This is a genomic window from Rhodococcus sp. IEGM 1302 (assembly GCF_030056935.1).
Taxonomy (GTDB): Bacteria; Actinomycetota; Actinomycetes; order Mycobacteriales; family Mycobacteriaceae; genus Rhodococcus_F; species Rhodococcus_F qingshengii.
On sequence record NZ_JASHKY010000014.1, the window covers coordinates 1 to 18,902 of the forward strand.

The 18,902-nt window shown below is 62.2% G+C and carries 20 protein-coding genes and 1 tRNA gene; 13 read left to right on the top strand and 8 right to left on the bottom strand.

The features are described from left to right. Window positions 1-158 precede the first annotated feature (158 nt). Window positions 159-812, bottom strand: a complete 654-nt coding sequence (locus QM609_RS18830; protein ID WP_003940323.1) for a TetR family transcriptional regulator — start codon at window positions 810-812, stop codon at window positions 159-161. Window positions 813-1,217: 405 nt separating this feature from the next. Between QM609_RS18830 and QM609_RS18835 the strand changes: the two genes are divergently transcribed. From QM609_RS18835 to QM609_RS18845, 3 genes are all read left to right on the top strand, one after another. Beyond that, entirely contained in the window at window positions 1,218-1,709 is a 492-nt protein-coding gene (locus QM609_RS18835) for a MarR family winged helix-turn-helix transcriptional regulator (RefSeq protein WP_042451369.1), read from the top strand. Then, on the top strand, window positions 1,706-3,097 hold the full coding sequence (locus QM609_RS18840; RefSeq protein ID WP_042451373.1) for an MFS transporter: 1,392 nt from the start codon (window positions 1,706-1,708) through the stop codon (window positions 3,095-3,097). Before QM609_RS18835 ends, QM609_RS18840 begins: the two co-directional genes overlap by 4 nt. A gap of 12 nt (window positions 3,098-3,109) precedes the next feature. Further along, a tRNA-Lys gene (locus QM609_RS18845) sits at window positions 3,110-3,182 on the top strand. Window positions 3,183-3,270: 88 nt separating this feature from the next. On the opposite strand, the gene QM609_RS18850 is transcribed toward QM609_RS18845, so the two are convergent. From QM609_RS18850 to QM609_RS18860, 3 genes are all read right to left on the bottom strand, one after another. Then, a complete protein-coding gene (locus QM609_RS18850) occupies window positions 3,271-4,122 on the bottom strand; it encodes an alpha/beta fold hydrolase (protein ID WP_042451375.1) in 852 nt (283 codons plus the stop codon). Between the two features lie 62 nt (window positions 4,123-4,184). Then, window positions 4,185-4,493, bottom strand: coding sequence for a hypothetical protein (locus QM609_RS18855; RefSeq protein ID WP_136470805.1), 309 nt, complete (start codon window positions 4,491-4,493; stop codon window positions 4,185-4,187). A 219-nt stretch (window positions 4,494-4,712) separates the two neighbouring features. Continuing rightward, the gene (locus tag QM609_RS18860) at window positions 4,713-5,255 is read right to left on the bottom strand and encodes a TetR/AcrR family transcriptional regulator (protein WP_042451377.1); all 543 of its coding nucleotides are present in this window, start codon (window positions 5,253-5,255) and stop codon (window positions 4,713-4,715) included. A 121-nt stretch (window positions 5,256-5,376) separates the two neighbouring features. Between QM609_RS18860 and QM609_RS18865 the strand changes: the two genes are divergently transcribed. The 3 genes from QM609_RS18865 to QM609_RS18875 all read left to right on the top strand — a co-directional run bounded on the left by QM609_RS18865 (window position 5,377) and on the right by QM609_RS18875 (window position 8,252). Next, complete coding sequence (locus QM609_RS18865) at window positions 5,377-5,850, top strand: DUF4334 domain-containing protein (RefSeq protein ID WP_003940331.1); 474 nt, start codon at window positions 5,377-5,379, stop codon at window positions 5,848-5,850. A gap of 29 nt (window positions 5,851-5,879) precedes the next feature. Continuing rightward, the gene (locus QM609_RS18870) at window positions 5,880-6,968 is read left to right on the top strand and encodes an NAD(P)-dependent alcohol dehydrogenase (RefSeq protein WP_003940364.1); all 1,089 of its coding nucleotides are present in this window, start codon (window positions 5,880-5,882) and stop codon (window positions 6,966-6,968) included. Window positions 6,969-7,052: 84 nt separating this feature from the next. Beyond that, window positions 7,053-8,252: a low temperature requirement protein A gene (locus QM609_RS18875; RefSeq protein ID WP_075834255.1), complete on the top strand. Its 1,200-nt coding sequence runs from the start codon at window positions 7,053-7,055 to the stop codon at window positions 8,250-8,252. Window position 8,253: 1 nt separating this feature from the next. Here QM609_RS18875 and QM609_RS18880 read toward each other — a convergent pair whose 3' ends face one another. Beyond that, window positions 8,254-8,838, bottom strand: coding sequence for a hypothetical protein (locus QM609_RS18880; protein WP_003940111.1), 585 nt, complete (start codon window positions 8,836-8,838; stop codon window positions 8,254-8,256). Between the two features lie 45 nt (window positions 8,839-8,883). Beyond that, the gene (locus QM609_RS18885; protein WP_007733864.1) at window positions 8,884-9,261 is read right to left on the bottom strand and encodes an MmcQ/YjbR family DNA-binding protein; all 378 of its coding nucleotides are present in this window, start codon (window positions 9,259-9,261) and stop codon (window positions 8,884-8,886) included. Between the two features lie 99 nt (window positions 9,262-9,360). Here QM609_RS18885 and QM609_RS18890 point away from each other — a divergent pair, with 99 nt between their 5' ends. Beyond that, the gene (locus tag QM609_RS18890) at window positions 9,361-9,807 is read left to right on the top strand and encodes a hypothetical protein (RefSeq protein ID WP_003939955.1); all 447 of its coding nucleotides are present in this window, start codon (window positions 9,361-9,363) and stop codon (window positions 9,805-9,807) included. Between the two features lie 99 nt (window positions 9,808-9,906). Beyond that, window positions 9,907-10,497 (top strand): DUF937 domain-containing protein, encoded by a 591-nt coding sequence (locus QM609_RS18895; protein WP_003940105.1) that lies wholly within the window; start codon window positions 9,907-9,909, stop codon window positions 10,495-10,497. A 57-nt stretch (window positions 10,498-10,554) separates the two neighbouring features. Here the strand turns inward: QM609_RS18895 and QM609_RS18900 are convergent, their stop codons facing one another. Continuing rightward, a complete protein-coding gene (locus QM609_RS18900; protein ID WP_167349871.1) occupies window positions 10,555-11,739 on the bottom strand; it encodes an MFS transporter in 1,185 nt (394 codons plus the stop codon). A 147-nt stretch (window positions 11,740-11,886) separates the two neighbouring features. Here QM609_RS18900 and QM609_RS18905 point away from each other — a divergent pair, with 147 nt between their 5' ends. From QM609_RS18905 to phoU, 5 genes are all read left to right on the top strand, one after another. Further along, window positions 11,887-12,762, top strand: a complete 876-nt coding sequence (locus QM609_RS18905) for a LysR family transcriptional regulator (protein ID WP_082238957.1) — start codon at window positions 11,887-11,889, stop codon at window positions 12,760-12,762. Between the two features lie 131 nt (window positions 12,763-12,893). Next, on the top strand, window positions 12,894-13,853 hold the full coding sequence (locus tag QM609_RS18910; RefSeq protein WP_003940492.1) for an acyl-ACP desaturase: 960 nt from the start codon (window positions 12,894-12,896) through the stop codon (window positions 13,851-13,853). Between the two features lie 81 nt (window positions 13,854-13,934). Beyond that, window positions 13,935-15,077, top strand: a complete 1,143-nt coding sequence (gene dusB, locus QM609_RS18915; RefSeq protein WP_003939756.1) for a tRNA dihydrouridine synthase DusB — start codon at window positions 13,935-13,937, stop codon at window positions 15,075-15,077. 150 nt (window positions 15,078-15,227) lie between these two features. After that, on the top strand, window positions 15,228-17,258 hold the full coding sequence (locus QM609_RS18920; RefSeq protein ID WP_050654779.1) for an LCP family protein: 2,031 nt from the start codon (window positions 15,228-15,230) through the stop codon (window positions 17,256-17,258). 72 nt (window positions 17,259-17,330) lie between these two features. After that, window positions 17,331-18,026 (top strand): phosphate signaling complex protein PhoU, encoded by a 696-nt coding sequence (gene phoU / locus QM609_RS18925; RefSeq protein ID WP_003940130.1) that lies wholly within the window; start codon window positions 17,331-17,333, stop codon window positions 18,024-18,026. A gap of 58 nt (window positions 18,027-18,084) precedes the next feature. Here phoU and QM609_RS18930 read toward each other — a convergent pair whose 3' ends face one another. Further along, complete coding sequence (locus QM609_RS18930; RefSeq protein WP_003940029.1) at window positions 18,085-18,831, bottom strand: SDR family oxidoreductase; 747 nt, start codon at window positions 18,829-18,831, stop codon at window positions 18,085-18,087. Window positions 18,832-18,902 lie beyond the last annotated feature (71 nt).

The window sequence follows — 18,902 nt, forward strand, 5'->3', positions numbered from 1 at the left end:
TACCGCCTTGAAAGGGCGGCGTCCTAGGCCGCTAGACGAAGGGGGCCCGCCGGATCTCTCCGAACTAGTACCCCAACGGCGTTCCGTTGGGAGCTTGGATAGCTTATGGCACGGCATTCGGAAATCACAAATCGCCTGTTCACGGGCAGAAAAGTGCACTATTCAGTGTCAGGGAACTCGACTTGGGGCCACCCGTCACGATGGAACGTCTCCAACCACTGCGGCGTAGCCATGGCTTCGAGGACTACTTCGAGAGACTCCTCGAACCACTCGCCCAGATCTCCACTGGAGGCAATCAGGTCTGCCATGTACCGCTGGCCGGCAAGGCTCGCTGCCAGTACACGCGTGAATTTGTCCGGGTCGGCGTCTTCTCGGAGCAAACCGTCGTCCTTGGCACGCAATGCCAACTCATAGGCGGTCTTTCCCCAGACCTGCCCACCACCGGACTGCACATCCTTGTAGAACTCGGGCTCGATGATCAGCCGGAATTCCGCCTGCACGATCACCTCGGCACGGAAGACCTCGGCAATGTCGAGCACGAGACCGTGCAAAGCGACGAATGGATCGAGGTCTGTTCTCTTGGCCCAACGATCAGTAATTCCAGTGAAGGTTTCGATAGCCGAGGTCAGAACCGCTCGCGCCAACTCTTCCTTGGACTGGAAATGGAAATACATGGCGCCTTTGGTGGCGCGGGAGCCCTCGAGGATCGTGTTCACCGACGCAGCTGCATAGCCGCGCTTGGCGAATTCGACTGCAGCCGCTTCGACCAGGGCGGCGCGGGTACGCCGCGCACGCTCTTGTTGACGTGCCATTTACGGTGTTGTGCCTCTCGCAGAGTTGGTACGCAGAGCCGCCGTGATCGGCGCCTGTCATCCCCCGAAACTTCACAATATCCCCTCCAACACATCCTACGTAAGGACTAGAGCCATACCCGCCAAAAGTACTAGACGCAATCGGCTGTTCAGGGGACAAGAACCGACTTTATGCCCAAAAGACACCAAGTGGTATGGTTTTGGCCGCTCGGGTGCGCCGCAGGGGGTGCGCATCCGAGCTTTTTCGTGCCCGAGATTCTGATAATTCGACCTCGCAGACGGAACTGCTTCGCCGACCGATGGACAGCAGTTCCAAGGTTTTAAACAACTAGTGCAATTGTTTATTCCCCCTTTTCCGTCGAAACCGTACTGGCAGCATCGAAACAACACAGTTAGACTGTCTAAATGAACGATGGAGAGGGTCGCAGCAAGGCTCGAGACGAGATCGACGTACTTTGGGACGATCTGGGTGCCTTCGTCCGACGTCTACGCACCAAACGCAACGACCACAAGCTCACGCCGAGCCAGATCCAGGCCCTCGGCCACCTCGACCGACAAGGTCCGTCGACCGCCAAAGAATTGGCAAAATTCGAGCGCGTCACGCCGCAATCAATCGCAAAGACCGTGGCCGCGCTCGAAGAGCAGGGCATGGTGACGCGAAGGGCGGATCCATCGGACGGCCGCGCGGTCTTGGTCACGATGACCGAACTCGGCACATCGACCCTTCACGAAGACCGAACGAAACGAACAGAGTGGCTGGCCGAGGTCATCGACGCCGAGTGCACCGAAGCCGAGCGTGACTTGCTTCTGATCGCCGGCCGAATCCTGCGAAGACTCGGCCAGGGCGAGTCCCCAGCATCGACATCGATATCAGAGGAGTCACTGATGAACTCGTGACCACCGTCATCGAAACGCCGACCCCCCAAACTCCCGTTCCACTGAAACTGAGTCTTGCTCTCGGCTCCGGAACCGTTCTTCAAGCGCTGAACTCGTCGATGATTGCGGTGGCAATCGTCCCGATCGCCACATACTTCGGTTCCAGTTCAGGCACAGCGTGGGTCATCTCGGCCCTCTACATCGCGACTGCGGTCACGGCACCGGCGGCTGGTCGACTCGGATCGATCCTCGGCGCCAAACGCGTCTACCTCGCCGGATTGGGCCTGATCGCTGCCGGATCGATCCTCGGCTCGCTCGCCCCGTCGCTGGGCTGGCTGATCGCCGCACGAATCCTGCTCGGAATCGGCACGGCGACACAGTATCCGAACGCGATGACCGTCATCCGCGAATACGCTGACCGCCACCGGACTCAAACCCGTTCAGCTATAGCAACACTCACCATTTGCGCTCAATCGGTCGTCGCGCTGGGGCCCACTCTCGGCGGGTTGTTGGTCGGCACACTCGGTTGGCAATCGATCATGTGGGTGAACCTCCCACTTGTCGTCGTCACTGCCGTATGGGTCTTCTTCGCCGCCCCGAGCGACTCCGCCCTGCCCGACCGGGCCGGCGCCGCTGCGTTGTTCAAGTCTCTCGACCCACTCGGTATCACCCTGTTTCTGGCTCTGACGACATCGACGATGCTCTTTCTCCTCTCTCTCGCCGAGCACGCGAAGTGGTACCTCGTCCCGTCGACGGCCCTCTTCGCGTTCCTGTTCGTCTGGTGGGAACGTCGAACGGCCTCGGCGTTCATCGACGTCCGCGCCGTCGTCCGAAACCGCGCACTGAGCATGACTCTCGGCCGGACCCTGCTGACTTACACAGCGTTCTACTGCATCTTCTTCGGACTCCCCCAGTGGCTACAGGTAGCCCGCGGAATGTCACCGATCAGCGCCGGGCTCTTCATGCTGCCCGTCGCTGCGGTCGGGATCTTCGCGACCATGTCCGCGTCCAGGGTGTACGGGAAATTCGGCGCACGGATCACCCTCCTGATCGGCACCGCCGCGTTGGCTGTCGGCGGGATTCTGATCGCCTTTGTCGAATCGAGTTCGACTCCCCTTGTGGCACTCCTGCTGATTGCGGCGATCCTGGGCATTCCCAACGGCTTCAACAACATGGGAAACCAGAACCTGATCAACTCGGTGACCACCTCCGCCGACGTCGGAACTGCGATCGGTCTGTACCGAACAATCCAGTACATCGGCGCCAACCTTGCTGCCGTCGTCATCGAGTTGACCATGCGCGGAACCATCGACGACGCGGGTCTGCATCGCACGGGCGGGACCATCGCCGTCATCGGAATCGCCCTTCTGGTGGGGGTGGTGTTTTCACGGACTCTGCGGTCCCGTTAGACTCTGCGCCGCGCCCCTATAGCTCAGTTGGTAGAGCTACGGACTTTTAATCCGCAGGTCGTAGGTTCGAGTCCTACTGGGGGCACAAACACAGACCCGGCGCCTCATTCAGAGGCGCCGGGTCTTGTGCGTTCATGCCACATCAATTCGTGCCACATCAATGCATCAGCAGGTCATCGAAGCAGGAACTCGAGGGTCACGCGCTCGAATGCCTCCTTGGCTTCGATCATCACCCAGTGCCCGCAGTTCGGGAATACGTGCAGTTCGGCGTTCGGAATCAGTCGCATCGGAATCATCGGCATGTCCGGTGGACACTGCCGATCATCGAGCCCCCATGTCAGCAAGGTCGGGCATTGCACCTTGTGCATCATCGACCAGTACGGCGGCACATCCGAGTTGGACATCATCTGCTGCTGAGCGGCAAAGGCTTTGGATCCGTACATCGCGGTCAATGCCTGGTGCGAGGCCGGATCGTTGGCCGTTTGCCATCGTTCCTCGATCCGCTCCTCGGTGATCACGGATCTGTCGTAAACCATGCACTCGAGCCAGCGAACCAACTTCTCACGGCTGGGAGCGTCGGCGAATTCCTGGAGGAGACGCGTACCTTCGCTCGGGTTCTGACTGAAGATGTTCGGGCCCACGCCTCCGATGGTGACCAATCTGCGGACGCGGTCAGGGAACCTCATCGCGACGTTGACCCCGACAACTCCGCCCATCGAATTGCCGATCATCGCAGCGGATTCGATTCCCAGCGCATCCATGAATCGAACCACCGCCGAGGTTGCCGTGAGAACTGGATGACCGTCGACGGGATCGCTCACGCCGAACCCCGGGAACTCGAGGAGGTAGCAGTGGAAGTGCTTTGCGAACACCTCGAGGTTCCCCCGGTAATTCCGCCATCCACTCACGCCGATCCCGGAGCCGTGCAACAGGATCAACGGCGGACCATCGCCCGCCTCGTGATAGCGCAAAGTCCCCCTGTCGGTAGCGACTTCGCGTTTGGTCCCTTCGTAAGTCACGTCCATACTGCAAGATTAGAACGTGTTACAGATTTGCGACGGCTGATTGCGGAACTTCGCAATCACTGTCAGAAGCATCCCCCGCTGCCTCGACGCCCACTGCGATTCGTGGACTTCTGCTCGCTCGGTTTCGACTTCCCCGTCCCGGCCTTCACACACCGGTTGGGGCGCCGCACCTGCTCGAAGTGCCCGGCGCTCACCACATGACCGGCCACGCTGACCTTGACCGGCGCATCCGCGCGGGCGGTTCCGACTTGCGCCGATCCCAACGTCAGGGCGCAAGCAGCCACAACGACCAGCGCTACCTTCTTCGAGATCTTCATATGCACGGCCACTTCGACACGGGTCCACTCCAGATGCTGAACAGGTGCGCGCACCGAAGGAACACGCTCGGCGTCGACGATATTCAGTCAGGGTGGCCGGCCGCGATCCTTTTGCTCACCAGCATCTGAACAGTCGACGACAAAAGTTTTGGCGGCACGTCAACATCCCGAGGGCGTCAACGAGCCGACGCCCAACGTACGCACCGTTACTGAGAAATCCGTAAATCCGGGCAACCACACAGCGACGGGCGTGGACGTTCGCGTTTGGACTCGCTACGCCACAATCAAACGCCGAACCGCCTCGACTGCCGCCTCCCGACGTCGAGGGATGGAACGAGTCGACTTGAGCGCGAGCATCCGGGCGATATCCGTGATCAGCAGGATCAACTCCGTGGGATTCCACGCGGGGTCGATGTGTCCCTCGAGCTGCCCCTTGCGGATTTCCGCAACTTTAGGCCGGAAGGTCTTGCTTCGTATGTCGTCCTCGCTCATGACGTCCGGCGCTTCGAGATCCGCCCATTGCTGCAATCGGGCGTTCTCGGGATGGGCAACGTAGTTGTCGAAGAGGCGACCTGCATAGCCCGGCAAGTCGTCACCTCGAAGTGCTGTCTCCGCTGTTGTTTCGGACGTCCACTGTTCGGTCACGGCAGCGAACAACTCTTCCTTGCTTGCGAAGTACGCATAGAGACGGTCTTTGCTGGCACGCGCTTGCGCGGCGATCCGATTGATCCGCGCGCCGGCCAGCCCGTACGTGGCAAATTCGTCCTTTGCGGCCGCCAGAATGCGGTCCCTCGTAGCTTCCCCTGCTGAGCGCATGTTCACAGCCTAGAACGAATCGACCGTTGCCGAACCATCCGGTTCGGCGTAGCGTGCAGAGTTGACGAACAATTTGGTTCGCGAACAAGTCGTGCCACTTACCGTCGACTCGAGGAGAGACATGAATCTCAACGAAGCCCGAACTGCTTTCGCCCGGCTCCGTGCAGCGGAAAATGGTGTATCACCAGCAGAACTCGACGAAGTGTGGGCCGCGCTGGAAACCGTCGCCGCTGAAGAAATCCTCGGTGAGTGGAAAGGTGACGACTTCGCCACCGGTCATCGTCTGCACGAAAAGCTGTCCGCGAGCCGCTGGTACGGCAAGACTTTCAATTCCGTCGAGGATGCCAAGCCGTTGATCTGCCGAGACGAAGACGGAAATCTCTATTCCGACGTCAAGAGCGGCAATGGCGAGGCAAGTCTGTGGAACATCGAGTTTCGTGGTGAAGTGACCGCGACCATGGTCTACGACGGCGCGCCGATTTTCGACCACTTCAAGAAAGTCGACGATTCGACGCTCATGGGCATCATGAACGGAAAGTCGGCGTTGGTCCTCGACGGCGGGCAGCACTACTACTTCCTGCTCGAGCGAGCGTGATTCGCGCCGAACAGAATTCGAGATCCTCCATGCAGATGACAGCGGCGCTCTCACACGGCCCGCACTCCCCCTTCACGCTCGACACCGTCGAGATCGACGACCCCCGCGCAGACGAGATCCTGGTTCGCATCGTCGCGACCGGCCTGTGCCACACAGATCTGTTCACGAAGTCGGCGCTACCGGAAAGACTCGGCCCCTGCGTGTTCGGGCACGAAGGGGCGGGGGTGGTCGAGGCCGTCGGCTCGTCGATCGACAGCATTGCGCCCGGTGATCACGTGTTGCTGAGCTACCGCAGTTGCGGTGTGTGCAGGCAGTGTCTCAGCGGCCATCGGGCGTACTGCGAAAGCTCACACGGGCTCAACAGCTCTGGCGCACGCACCGACGGCTCGACGCCGATCCGGCGAGACGGAACCCCGCTACGGTCCGCCTTCTTCGGCCAGTCCAGCTTCGCGGAATACGTCATCGCCTCTGCCGACAACACCGTCGTCGTCGATCCTGCGGTGGACCTGACCGTCGCAGCTCCGCTCGGCTGCGGGTTTCAAACCGGCGCCGGCGCGGTACTGAATCTGCTTCGCCCCGAGCCCGACTCGACGTTTGTCGTTTTCGGGGCAGGCAGCGTCGGACTCGCAGCGCTGCTGGCGGCGAGGGCTGCCGGCGTTTCCACCCTGGTCGCCGTGGACCCCGTTGCGCAGCGGCGCGCACTCGCCGAGGAATTCGGCGCCGTCACTGTCGATCCCTCGAATGAAGATGTGATCGACGCGGTCCACGCCGCCACCGACGGAGGTTCGACGCATTCCCTCGACACCACCGGAATCGGCTCCGTGATCAATCAAGCCGTCACATCACTTCGAGCACGGGGAACACTGGCGGTAGTCGGACTCGGAGCATCCACGGTCGAGGTGAACATGGCCGACATCATGCTGAGCGGAAAGACAATTCGAGGATGCATCGAAGGAGAGTCGGAAGTCTCGACGTTCATCCCCGAACTCGTCGAACTCTTCACTGGTGGCCGGTTTCCGATCGACCGCTTGGTGACGCGCTACGCATTCGCCGACATCAACAAAGCCGTCGAAGATCAAGCGTCGGGGCGCGTCATCAAACCCGTTCTCGTGTGGTGAGGGGCGAAATGTCTCATTCGTCGACCCGACGGAATTCGCCCTAGACTGCGCTCCTGCACTAGACGTCGGAGCAAGGTGGGGACGATGACAGAACACACCAGTACAGGCGCGGGCCACGGCCGGGCCGTAATGCCGATCATCCGGATGCGCGCACGCAGCCGCGACGAGGACCATCGAGCATCGACGCCACTCGAACTGTTCTTCGACCTGTGTTTCGTGGTTGCAGCCGCACAGGCCGGAGTTCAACTGGTGCATGCTGTCGCCGAGGGCCACTACGCCGACGGCATCGCCGGCTATATGTTCGTCTTCTTCGCGCTGTGGTGGGCGTGGGTGAACTTCACCTGGTTCGCGTCTGCCTACGACACGGACGACGTCCCCTACCGGGTCGCGACCTTCGTACAGATTTGTGGCGTGCTCGTCTTCGCCGCCGGAATCCCCGACGCATTCGACGGAACCGACCGTACGACGGCCATCGTCGGCTACCTCATCATGCGAATTGCGCTCACCTGCCAATGGCTTCGAGCCGCCAGCGGTGAATCCGGTGCAGCGCGAACGACTGCTCTGCAATATGCCGCCGGGCTCGTGATCGTCCAGGCCGGCTGGATCGTGCTGCTCCTGATGCCGGCGTCGGCGTGGATACCCGGCTTCTTCGTTCTCATGATCGCCGAACTCGCGGTGCCGGCGATCGCCGAACGCAACCACCAGACGCCGTGGCACCCGCATCACATCGCCGAACGCTACGGCCTCTTCACCATCATCATGCTCGGCGAAACCATTGCTGCCGCCACCATCGCGGTCCAATCCGGCATCCGGGATTTCGACGCCGCCGACCTACTGATTCCGATTGCTGTCGGCGGAGTTCTGATCGTGTTCTCCGCGTTGTGGATCTACTTCGCCGTCCCGATCCACGAGTACCTCGCAGACCAGGGCAATCGCGCCGTCCTGTTGTGGGGATACGGGCACTACTTCGTATTCGGATCCGCTGCGGCCATCGGCGCCGGCATCGAAGTAGCCGTCGAAGAAGCAGTTGGCGAGGCGCACATTTCGACGTTCGCAGCATCTGCCGCGGTCACGATCCCCGCCGCGATGTTCCTGATCTTCGTGTGGCTCATGCACTCACGACATTTCAAGCGCGACAGGATCGAGCAGGCTGTTCTACCAGTGAGCGCAATCCTGGTTCTCGCCTGCACATTTGCCGGACACTGGGCTGTCCCGCTCGCCGGACTGGTGGCGGCGGGAACCGTCGGAGTCGGTGTCGGCCTGAGTACTCGGTCGAAGAGCTGACTCAGATTTCCGGAGCCGGAGCCTCGCCCTTGCTCTGCGGCTCGTGCTGCTTGAGCTCACCGCGCATCTTGTCGAGATCCTTGCCACGCTTTTTGTACATGTAGCCGAGCGCGACAAGTCCAAGGAACAACGCAACGCCCAGGACGGCACCGACAACGGATGCTCCGCGGAATCCGGGGCCGTCGACGTCGAGGATCCGCTCGCCCGCATGCGCAGCGTTGTTGTTGCCGAGAACAACTGTCAGAGAGAGCAGATTCGGCAGCGCGAAGATCACACCCAACGCGAGAGCCGTGATCTGCATGATTCGAGCATGCTTGCGCTTGCGCACCTGCCAGACCGCCCGGAAGAAGATGAGCGGGACCAGGGTGCACACGAGACCGAACAGCAGCCCCCACGCGATTCCGGCGCTGAAACTGCCGTTCGCCAACGACGCAATGCGCTGCGCCCACCAACGCGGAAGGAAGGCGGCAAGGATGAAGTAAGCGATGACCAGGACCACCGCCATCACTGCGATCCCGATGGCCTTCTTCGCCCACGGCGGCATGCCCGGTTTTGCGGTGGCCGGTGAAGTTTCCGGTGTCGTCATGACAATTCCTCGTCTAGTCGGCGTCTGTACTGACGAATCTATCCGTTACGGGCGTTCCTCATCCGCATCGAGAACGATCCGGGCAAGCCGCTTCGGCGCAACGAGGGTGAACGAGGTGTAGATCCACTCCTCCAGTTGCGACCATTTCTCCTCGGAAACGTCGGTGCCGATGTCGAGTGCAACCCACCCGTGTCGACCGAGTCCATAGCCCGCAGCACTTGCGCCTGGTTCGGTGGCCACCACCGCTTCGGCTTCCTCCTTGCTCAGCTTGACGGTCAAGGAGGTGGCTTCGACGTTGCAGAACACGAAGTTCTTGCCGCGGACCCGGAACGTCGGGTGGCCGTCCCACGCTTCGATGTCGACGCGCTCCGCTTCCGGCAGCGACAGCGAGATCTCTTCGAGTCGACGCATGTTGTCGGGCATGGAGACGATTCTGCACGCCCGGTACCGAGCTTGACACCCGCGACACAGCTAGGCTCGGCGACGACCGCGTCACCGAACTCCGAACACAGGGAGACTGGCATGCGCACGTTAGTTCATCTCGTTCTGCTCATTTGTGGAATCGCCGTTGCCGTCGGCTCGTTCATGTACGTACTGGCCGGGGTCAAACCCGACAACGTTCGCCTCGAGGACCTGCGGGACGGCTTTCCGGCCGGGTGGGCAATCGAGCAACTCGGCGATCAGTCCGTGACCTTCTACCGGTCGATGGCGATACTTCTGCTCGCCGCCGCCGTATTGATTCTGATCGCCGCATTGTTCGGTTCTCGCATCGCAGCATGGATCGGAATTATCGTGGGATTGGGGACTCTTGGCACGTTCTACTACCGCGTGAACGATCAGTTCGACAATGTCATCAGGGAAAACTACTCCACGATCCTGACAAATCAGACAGGATTCATTCTGACGGCCGGCGGACTGATTCTCGCTCTCCTAGCGTGCCTGGTCCCCCGCGAGAAGACCCGAGCCTGACCGCTCGGCAACCGGAGGGTTACCGTCGACGCCGACATTCACTAGTGTCTGCAACAGCCGGGTACTGACGAGTAGTACCCCAGAAGAGGTAGGGCATCAATGGCATCGCTTGACGACCTTCTATCCCAGATCCCCATCGACCAGATCGCGCAGCAACTCGGCGTCGACCAGGCAACTGCCGAATCGGCGGTCAAGACTGCACTTCCGACCCTCGTCGGTGGCCTCGGCGCCAACGCGCAGGATCCCGCCGGTGCAGCCTCGCTGGAAAGCGCGTTGCAGTCTCACGCCGACACCAGCCTTCTCGACGACGGCGTCGACATCAGCAAAGTCGACACCGCTGACGGTCAGAAGATCGTCTCGAACATCTTCGGCGGCAACACCGATCAGGTCGCCAGCGCACTGGGCGGTGTCGGTGGCGGCGGTGGAAACGATCTGGTGAAGCAGTTGCTGCCGATCCTCGCTCCCATCGTCCTGGCCTACCTCGCCAAGCAGTTCACCGGTGGCGGTGCCGGCGCGCAGACTCAGGCCTCCGGTGGCGGCGGGCTCGGGGATCTCCTCGGCGGAATTCTCGGCGGCGGCGGCAATTCCGGCGGCGGCATCGGCGGCGCACTCGGCGGCATCCTGGGTGGATCCGGTGGCGGCGGCCTCGGAGACCTGCTCGGCGGCCTCCTCGGCGGCGGCAAGAAGTAAGACGCTCGACAGATTCGCACTGCGGCGATCCCGTTCGGGGTCGCCGCAGTGCTCTGTTCAGTCAATCGTCGAAGATCGAAACATCCTCAGTGACAAGGCAAACGCAACCAACAGCAGCGCGCCCACAAAAGTACTGACCCCGACCCAACCGCCACCCGCGTATGCAAGACCCGCGAGGGCGCCCGCCACGGACGAACCCGCGTAGTAGGCAAACAGATACAACGCCGACGCCTCGGCCCGGTGATCGGTAGCGATCAGCCCCACCCAACCGCTGGCCACCGAATGTGCGGCGAAGAATCCTCCAGTGAAGAGCAGCATCCCCACGAGCGTCAACGCCAGATTGTCCGGAACGGTCAGTGCCAGGCCGATACCGATGACGACAACCGACCCGAGCAGCACGCTGCGCCTACCCAGTCGGTCAGAGGCCCCGCCGGCTACCGCCGAGGTGAAAGTTCCGGCAAGGTAGAAAAGGAACACCAGGCCCACAAGCGCTTCAGGAAGGCCGAAAGGTGCTGCCGTGAGCCGAAACCCGAGGAAGTTGTAAATCGACACGAAGCCGCCCATCAGGATGAATCCCAAAGCGAAGAGTGTTCGCAGCGACGGGTTCGCAAGGTGGCGTCGTAGATTCGACGCGATCGTGCGCGCCGATATCGGTTGCGGGCGAAAGAACTTCGACGCGGGAAGCCGCCGGATCATGTTGAGCGCGAACAATGCCGACAGCGCGGACGCAGTCAACAGCGCCCAACGCCACGTACTGAAATCGACAACGGCCGACGGCACGAGCCGTCCGATCAGCCCACCGATCGTCGTGCCGGCGACGTACCTTCCCATCGCTGCACCGAGGTCCTTCCGATCGACCTCCTCGGCCAGATAGGCCATCGCCACCGCCGGGACACCGGCCAGAGCCAATCCTTGTGCTGCGCGTCCGACCAGCAGAACCTCGATCGTCGGACTCAGCGGCAGAAGTAAACCGATCACACAGGACGCCGACGCCGACGCGATCATCACCCGCGTGCGACCGAACCGCTCGGAGAGCGCACTGGCCGGAATGATTGCCAACGCCAACATGCCCGTCGTCGCCGAGACGGACAGCGCAGACACCGCAGGCGAGACGTGGAAGTCTTCGGCGAACGCAGGCAGCAACGCCTGTGCCGCGTACATCGAGATGAACGTCGACAGCCCGGCCGCGAACAACGCAACGGTCACGGTTCGATATCCCGATGTTCCGCGGCGAAGCGGCATCACTTCGGATTCGATCACATTCTCGACAGTCACCACGTACCTCCAGGCATCACTTACCTCCGGCAAGAATCCTCCCGCCCCGACTTGGCAAAAGAAAATGCATAAACTTGGTGTTCTATATGCTCTGGGGGTATATAGATTGGGTTCGTGATGCTGACCGAAGACCTCGAATGGTTTGTCGTGCTCGCCGAAACCCAACAGGTGACCGCTACCGCGGATCTGACTCACCTGTCGCAGCCGACCCTTTCGCGCAAACTCGCACGTCTCGAACGACAGATCGGCGTGACACTCTTCGACCGTCAGGGACGCCGACTCGAACTGAACCGGTACGGCGAGATCCTCTATCGACATGCTCGCATCGCACTGCGTGCCCTCGACGCCGCGCAGACCGAAATCCAGTCGCTGGCGAGCCCCGAGAGCGGCACGGTCCGGCTCGACTTCCTCCACTCGTTCGGCACCTGGTTGGTGCCGCACATGCTGCGCGGATACCGCGTCGAGCATCCCGGAGTGCGATTCGAACTGCATCAGGACAGCGCGCAGTTCCTGGTCGACAGAATCGCCGCCGGCACGTCCGACCTGGCCGTCGTCTCGCCTCAGCCGCGCGATCCGCAGGTGGCGTGGATGCAGATCGCCCAGCAGTCACTGGCATTGGCTGTTCCGGCTGATCATCGCTTTGCGAAGTTGCATTCGGTCGAGCTTGCGGACGCGGCCGACGAACCGTTCATCGGTATGCATCCGAACTTCGGGATGCGAAGAATTCTCGATGAACTGTGCGCGGCCGCAGGACTCACTCCGAATTTCGTCTTCGAGAGCAGCGAGCTGGCAACGGTCGGCGGACTGGTCTCCGCGTCCTTCGGTGTCTCGGTCATGCCGGTTCAGGATCCACCGATCTGGGCCGAAGGAGTCGTCTACGTACCGATCGAAGGAGCACAGCGAAAAATAGGGCTGATCTGGTCGAAGAGCCGCGAGCTGTCCGATCCCGCCCGGACGTTCCGCGACTACGTCGAAAGAACGACTTGGTAGTGAAAGTGCCCCCGGATAACTACGGATCGGTAACATCCCTCGAGGGGAGCAATTTTCATGCCATTCTTTTCAAACCTACGGTGCCGTAGGCTGGGGCGAAGTCGCGCATTCACTCAACATGGAGGCAAGAAATGACGAGGATTCTGACGCAGCTGGAGCTGCTACAAGAGCTGCAGCCGGTTGCCGAGGAGAACGTCAACCGCCACATCTCCATGGCCAAGGAATGGCATCCACACGACTACGTTCCGTGGGACGAGGGCCGTAATTTCGCAGCCATGGGCGGCGAAGACTGGAGTCTCGAACAGTCACAACTCGGCGAGGTAGCTCGCGCCGCGATGATCACCAACCTGCTCACCGAGGACAACCTGCCGTCGTACCACCGTGAGATCGCCGAGAACTTTTCGCAGGACGGTGCCTGGGGAACGTGGGTCGGCCGGTGGACCGCCGAGGAGAACCGCCACGGCATCGTGATGCGTGACTACCTCGTCGTCACGCGCGCAGTCGACCCCGTCGAGCTCGAGCGCTTCCGCATGGAACACATGACAAACGGTTACAGCGCACCCATCGACGAGGGCGACGCCGGCCTGCTGCACTCGGTCGCCTACGTGACCTTCCAGGAACTCGCGACGCGCGTCAGCCACCGCAACACCGGCAAGGCCTGCGACGAGCCGATTGCCGACAAGATGCTTCAGCGCATCGCGGCCGACGAGAACCTGCACATGATCTTCTACCGCAACATCTGCGCCGCCGCGCTCGATCTTGCTCCCGATCAGGCGCTCAAGGCTGTGGCGAACATCGTCCAGAACTTCCAGATGCCCGGTGCCGGCATGCCGAACTTCCGCCGTAACGGCGCCCTCATGGCCAAGCACGGCATCTACGACCTTCGCCAGCACCTCGACGAGGTCGTCTGGCCTGTCCTGCGCAAGTGGAACATCTTCGAGCGCAACGATTTCAGCGCCGAAGGCGAGAACACGCGCGAAGAGTTGGCGGCCTTCCTCGAGACACTCGCCGCCAACGCGACGAAGTTCGAGGAACAGCGCGATCGCATGCTCGCACGCGAAGCCGCCAAGCGCGAACAGCAGGCTTCTTAGTTTCACCAGCTATTCTGTGCCCGGTACCGGATTCGGTACCGGGCACTTCCAATTGTCACAAGTATTTGTTCAGAGGTAGACATGTCATCCCTTCGTATCGGTTCACTCGAGCTGCACAGCCCCGTGGTCCTCGCACCCATGGCGGGCGTCACCAACGTCGCCTTCCGCACGCTGTGCCGTGAACTCGAACTCGAACGTGCAGGCAGCACGTCCGGGCTCTACGTCTGCGAGATGGTCACCGCCCGCGCGCTCGTCGAACGCCAACCCGCCACGATGCACATGACCACGTTCGGTCCGACCGAGACGCCCAGGTCGCTGCAGCTGTACACCGTCGACCCGGATACGACTTACGCCGCGGCCAAGATGATCGTCGACGAGAACATGGCCGATCACATCGACATGAACTTCGGCTGCCCGGTACCCAAGGTGACCCGCAAGGGCGGTGGATCGGCGCTACCGTACAAGCGTCGACTGTTCGGTCAGATCGTCGCGGCAGCCGTGCGCGCCACCGAAGGCACCGACATTCCGGTCACCGTCAAGATGCGCGTCGGCATCGACCCCGAACATCACACGCACCTCGACGCCGGCCGGATCGCCGCAGCTGAAGGCGCCGCTGCCGTCGCACTTCACGCACGTACCGCGTCGCAGCGCTACTCCGGCACTGCTGACTGGAACGAGATCACGCGCCTCAAGGAACACGTCACCGACGTGCCGATCCTCGGCAACGGCGACATCTTCGACGCCTCGGATGCTGCCCGCATGATGAACGAGACCGGCTGCGACGGCGTCGTCGTCGGACGCGGCTGCCTCGGACGGCCATGGCTGTTCGCGGAACTCAGCGCAGCTCTCAACGGACAACAGATCGCCACGCCGCCGACGCTCGGCGAAGTCACCAAGATCATCGCCCGTCACGCCCAACTGCTCGCCGCACATCACGGTGAAATGAAGGGTCTGCGCGAACTTCGCAAGCACGTCTCCTGGTACATGCGTGGGTTCCCGGTCGGATCGGATCTGCGGGTCTCGATGGCTCTGGTCAGTACGTTGTCCGAACTGGACGATCTGCTCGGACAGCTCGACCACGACGTCCCGTTCCCCAAGGACGCCGAAGGCCCGCGCGGACGCCAAGGCTCACCCGGTCAGGTAGCACTCCCGGAAGGTTGGCTCGACGATCCCGAAGACGACCTTGTGCCGGTGGGAGCTGACATGATGCACTCTGGTGGCTAGCGAAAACACGCCGTCGGATTACTCACATCACTTTCTGAGTGAAGCACTCAGGATTCACCAGTAATATGGCTCCAGCTTCGTCGACAACCGGTTGACGCCGGCATCTGAATGACGAGTTACTGACAGTCGACGACGGGACAGGTTGCATCGGTGGGTGATGATCACGATTCGGGCCCACCTCCGCCCGAGAGCCGCGCCCCCTGGGAACGTCCGCTCGCAGACAAGCGCTTCCGCAACGCCCGACCGGACCAACCGGCAACGCCCCAGCGCCCTGCCACACCCCCGCGACCAACACCGCAACCACCCAGTCCCCCGGAGCGTCGCAGCAGTGGACGTACCGGGCGACGGGACTCGCCTCCGACCGACGACTCTGTTTCGGTCGCCGAGTTGGTCCGTCGGGTAGGCGACAAGAAGCCGCCACCAGCCCCGGCTACGCCGCCCAAGCCGGCGCCGAACAAATCCGTACCACCCAAGACTCAATCTTCAGCAGCGTCGTCGCCGCCCCCCGCCCGGCCGATTCCCGCCCGTCCGACCGTTCCGCCCGCCGCTGCGGACTGGATCACCGAAGAACATCCCGTCACCTCCGCAGTGCCGCGGGTAGTCGGTGACACCGGCGCCACTCGTCTGGCGCAAAGCAAGATTCGCCGCCGCCATCGCGCAAAAGTGATCGGCCGATCGGCAGTAGCGTTCCTGGCCGTCATGTCTCTCGCGTTGACCGGCGTCGTGTGGGGCTATCTGCGCTCGGTCGAAGGCGGATTCGATCAGATTGCGGCACTCGACACCGAGTCCGACGACATCATCGACGCCGGTGGTCAACTCGGCGACGAGACGTACCTGATCATCGGCACCGATACCCGCGCCGGTGCGAGCGGTGAGATCGGCGCCGGAACCGTCGAAGACGCCGAAGGCGCCCGAGCCGACACGGTCATGCTGGTGAACATTCCCGCCGACCGAAGCCGCGTCGTCGCCGTCTCCTTCCCGCGTGACCTCGACGTCGAACGTCCGATCTGTCAGGGATGGGACAACGACGCCGGCAAGTACACCAGCGAAACCTTCCCGGCAGCGAGCGGCGACAAACTCAATGCGACGTACGCACTCGGTGGCCCCAAATGCCTGGTCAAGGTCATCCAGAAGATGTCCGGCCTGAAAATCGGGCACTTCGTCGGAATGGACTTCGCCGGTTTCGAGCGCATGGTCGACACCGTCGGCGGTGTGAACGTCTGCTCCCCCGGACCGATCGAAGACGGCATCCTCGGAACCGTCCTCGCCTCCGGCGGCACGCAGATGCTCGACGGCCGTACCGCCCTCAACTACGTGCGTGCTCGCCACGTCGAAGCCGAGGGCAACGGCGACTACGGGCGCATCACCCGTCAGCAGAAGTTCCTGTCGGCGCTGCTCCGCTCGGCCCTGTCCAACCAGGTCCTCCTGAATCCGAGCAAGCTCAACGGATTCATCAACGCCTTCACCAGCGACACGTTCGTCGAAAACATCGACACCAAGTCACTGGTCACCCTCGGTCGCTCGCTCCAGAACGTCGACGCAGGCGCGGTCACGTTCTTGACGGTCCCCACGGACGGCACCAACGACTGGGGCAACGAGATTCCTCGCACGGACGAGATCAAGTCCCTCTTCCAGGCGATCATCGACGACGATCCGCTTCCGGGTGAAGAGCGCGAGGACACCACACCGTCGTCGACCAGTTCCACGACAACCGCTCCTACGTCCAGCACGCCGCCGGCCGCCACTTCCGTCGAGGCAATGAGCGCCTACAACATCTCGGTCGACGTCTCCAACGCCTCGGGAATCGCCGGGCAGGCCGCGACAATCGCCGACAGCCTCGCGGCCTACGGTTTCCAGATCTCCACAGTCGGTAACTTCAGCGCAGCCACCGGCCTGGCGAATGCCCAAGCGTCGACCACCGTCGTGCGCTACGCCGCAGGTTACGAGGCTGAAGCGGTGACCGTCGCGTCCTCGATTCCCGGCGCGGTTCTGGTTCTCGCTCCGAGCATGGGAGACATGATCGAGGTCGTCGTCGGAAGCAATTTCGCCGGCACCGTCGTCGCCCCCGCGGACCCGGGAACCATCCTGGCGGCAAATCCGACGTCGGTCGACACCAGCACCTCGACGGCTCTGCCCGCCGACATCGCCAGCGTCAACGCCGGCGACACCACCTGCGACTGACACGCGTTCATTCACCTTGCGTTCACCTGGTGCTTGTGACTTGGTCTTTCACGGCACGTAGGCTCTGACCTCATGCGCGTGGCTTACAACGAACAGATGACCGAGCTTGCAGACACGCTCGGCGAGATGGCAGGACTGGCAGGTGCCGCTATGGAGCGCGCCACCCAGTCCCTGCTCCAGGCAGACCTGTCCCTGGCAGAACAAGTAATCGGCGAACACGACAAGATCACCGAACTCAGCACCATCTGCGAGGAGCGCGCGTTTGCGTTGCTCGCCTTGCAGGCTCCCGTTGCCGGAGATCTGCGCTCGGTGGTCAGCGGAATCCAGATCGTCGCCGACATCGACCGCATGGGCGCACTCGCCCTGCACGTCGCCAAGATCGCGCGCCGCCGACATCCCAACCACGTGCTTCCTGAAGAGGTCAACGGCTACTTCGCCGAGATGGGACGCATCGCTGTCTCCATCGGTGCGGCCGCCAAGGTCGTCCTCGAGACCCGCGACCCCGAGCGCGCTGCCCGTCTGCGCGAAGAAGACGAAGCGATGGACGACCTCCACCGCCACCTCTTCACCGTCCTCATGGACCGTGAGTGGAAGCACGGCGTTGCCGCCGCAGTCGACGTCACGCTGCTCGGCCGCTTCTACGAGCGATTCGCCGACCACGCCGTCGAGGTCGGCCGACGTGTCATCTTCCTGGTGACCGGCAAGCTGCCCGAAGAGCCCGAAACCACCGAGAAGGTCGACAACCTCACCTCGTACCCGGATCTCTGAACCCAACCGTCCACGTGAGTAAAAGGCGGCCGCGCACTTGCGCGGCCGCCTTTCCTATTCAGTTCTCGTGCAACCAGGTTTCCAACGTGGGTCCTGCAGTTGTGGATCCCGGCGCGGGCAGCAACGCCCCACCCTTCATCGCCTTACCCGCTCCCGGCATCGAGATCGGGATCAGCCACTTACGTCGGCCACGGTATTTCAAGATCTCGCGCGTCATGGCCGGGATCTCGAGGACCTCGGGCCCGGCCAGGTCCGGAGCCCTCCCGGTCGGACCGTTCTGAGCGCAGGTCACGAGCGCCTCGGCAACGGTCTTCGCTGCCACCGGTTGTGACCGCATCCGAGGAACCATCGCGATCGGCCCCAGTCCGAACAGCGCGATCGTCTTCTCGCCGAACTCGAACCACTGAGTGGATCGCAGGATCGTGAAAGGAATACTCGACGCTTCCACCGCGCGTTCCTGCGCAGCCTTCCCCTGGTAGTAACCGAAGGACTTCAATCGCGGATCGTCGCAGTTCACGATCGAGAGCAGCACGTGATGCTTAACGCCTGCTCTGGCTTCGGCCGCGGCGATGTTCTTCGCTGCCGTCTCGAAGAACTCGATTGCCTTCTTGGCACTGTTGGTGACGTGATCACTCACGTCGACGACCACGTCGGCACCGACAAATGCTTCGTCCAACCCCGCACCCGTGGAGATGTCTACTCCCGTCGATCGAGCGGCGGCGACGACGTCATGGCCCCCGATTTTCGCCTGCTCGACGACCAGCTTTCCCATCTGGCCGGTTCCGCCCAGAACAACAATTCGCATGATGCCTCCGTCAAACCCGTGCGCCCGGCTCTCTTCGGCCTGGTCACATACTGGACGACGCAGCCTCCCGA

Excerpts from the sequence above, each read along its gene's own strand:
- QM609_RS18835 (WP_042451369.1), top strand. The coding sequence starts at position 1,218 with ATGAACGATGGAGAGGGTCGCAGCAAGGCTCGAGACGAGATCGACGTA.
- QM609_RS18875 (WP_075834255.1), top strand. The coding sequence starts at position 7,053 with ATGACAGAACACACCAGTACAGGCGCGGGCCACGGCCGGGCCGTAATG.
- QM609_RS18890 (WP_003939955.1), top strand. The coding sequence starts at position 9,361 with ATGCGCACGTTAGTTCATCTCGTTCTGCTCATTTGTGGAATCGCCGTT.
- QM609_RS18830 (WP_003940323.1), bottom strand. The coding sequence starts at position 812 with ATGGCACGTCAACAAGAGCGTGCGCGGCGTACCCGCGCCGCCCTGGTC.
- dusB (WP_003939756.1), top strand. The coding sequence starts at position 13,935 with ATGTCATCCCTTCGTATCGGTTCACTCGAGCTGCACAGCCCCGTGGTC.
- QM609_RS18930 (WP_003940029.1), bottom strand. The coding sequence starts at position 18,831 with ATGCGAATTGTTGTTCTGGGCGGAACCGGCCAGATGGGAAAGCTGGTC.
- phoU (WP_003940130.1), top strand. The coding sequence starts at position 17,331 with ATGCGCGTGGCTTACAACGAACAGATGACCGAGCTTGCAGACACGCTC.
- QM609_RS18870 (WP_003940364.1), top strand. The coding sequence starts at position 5,880 with ATGCAGATGACAGCGGCGCTCTCACACGGCCCGCACTCCCCCTTCACG.
- QM609_RS18885 (WP_007733864.1), bottom strand. The coding sequence starts at position 9,261 with ATGCCCGACAACATGCGTCGACTCGAAGAGATCTCGCTGTCGCTGCCG.
- QM609_RS18880 (WP_003940111.1), bottom strand. The coding sequence starts at position 8,838 with ATGACGACACCGGAAACTTCACCGGCCACCGCAAAACCGGGCATGCCG.
- QM609_RS18895 (WP_003940105.1), top strand. The coding sequence starts at position 9,907 with ATGGCATCGCTTGACGACCTTCTATCCCAGATCCCCATCGACCAGATC.
- QM609_RS18865 (WP_003940331.1), top strand. The coding sequence starts at position 5,377 with ATGAATCTCAACGAAGCCCGAACTGCTTTCGCCCGGCTCCGTGCAGCG.
- QM609_RS18900 (WP_167349871.1), bottom strand. The coding sequence starts at position 11,739 with ATGCCGCTTCGCCGCGGAACATCGGGATATCGAACCGTGACCGTTGCG.
- QM609_RS18910 (WP_003940492.1), top strand. The coding sequence starts at position 12,894 with ATGACGAGGATTCTGACGCAGCTGGAGCTGCTACAAGAGCTGCAGCCG.
- QM609_RS18860 (WP_042451377.1), bottom strand. The coding sequence starts at position 5,255 with ATGCGCTCAGCAGGGGAAGCTACGAGGGACCGCATTCTGGCGGCCGCA.
- QM609_RS18850 (WP_042451375.1), bottom strand. The coding sequence starts at position 4,122 with ATGGACGTGACTTACGAAGGGACCAAACGCGAAGTCGCTACCGACAGG.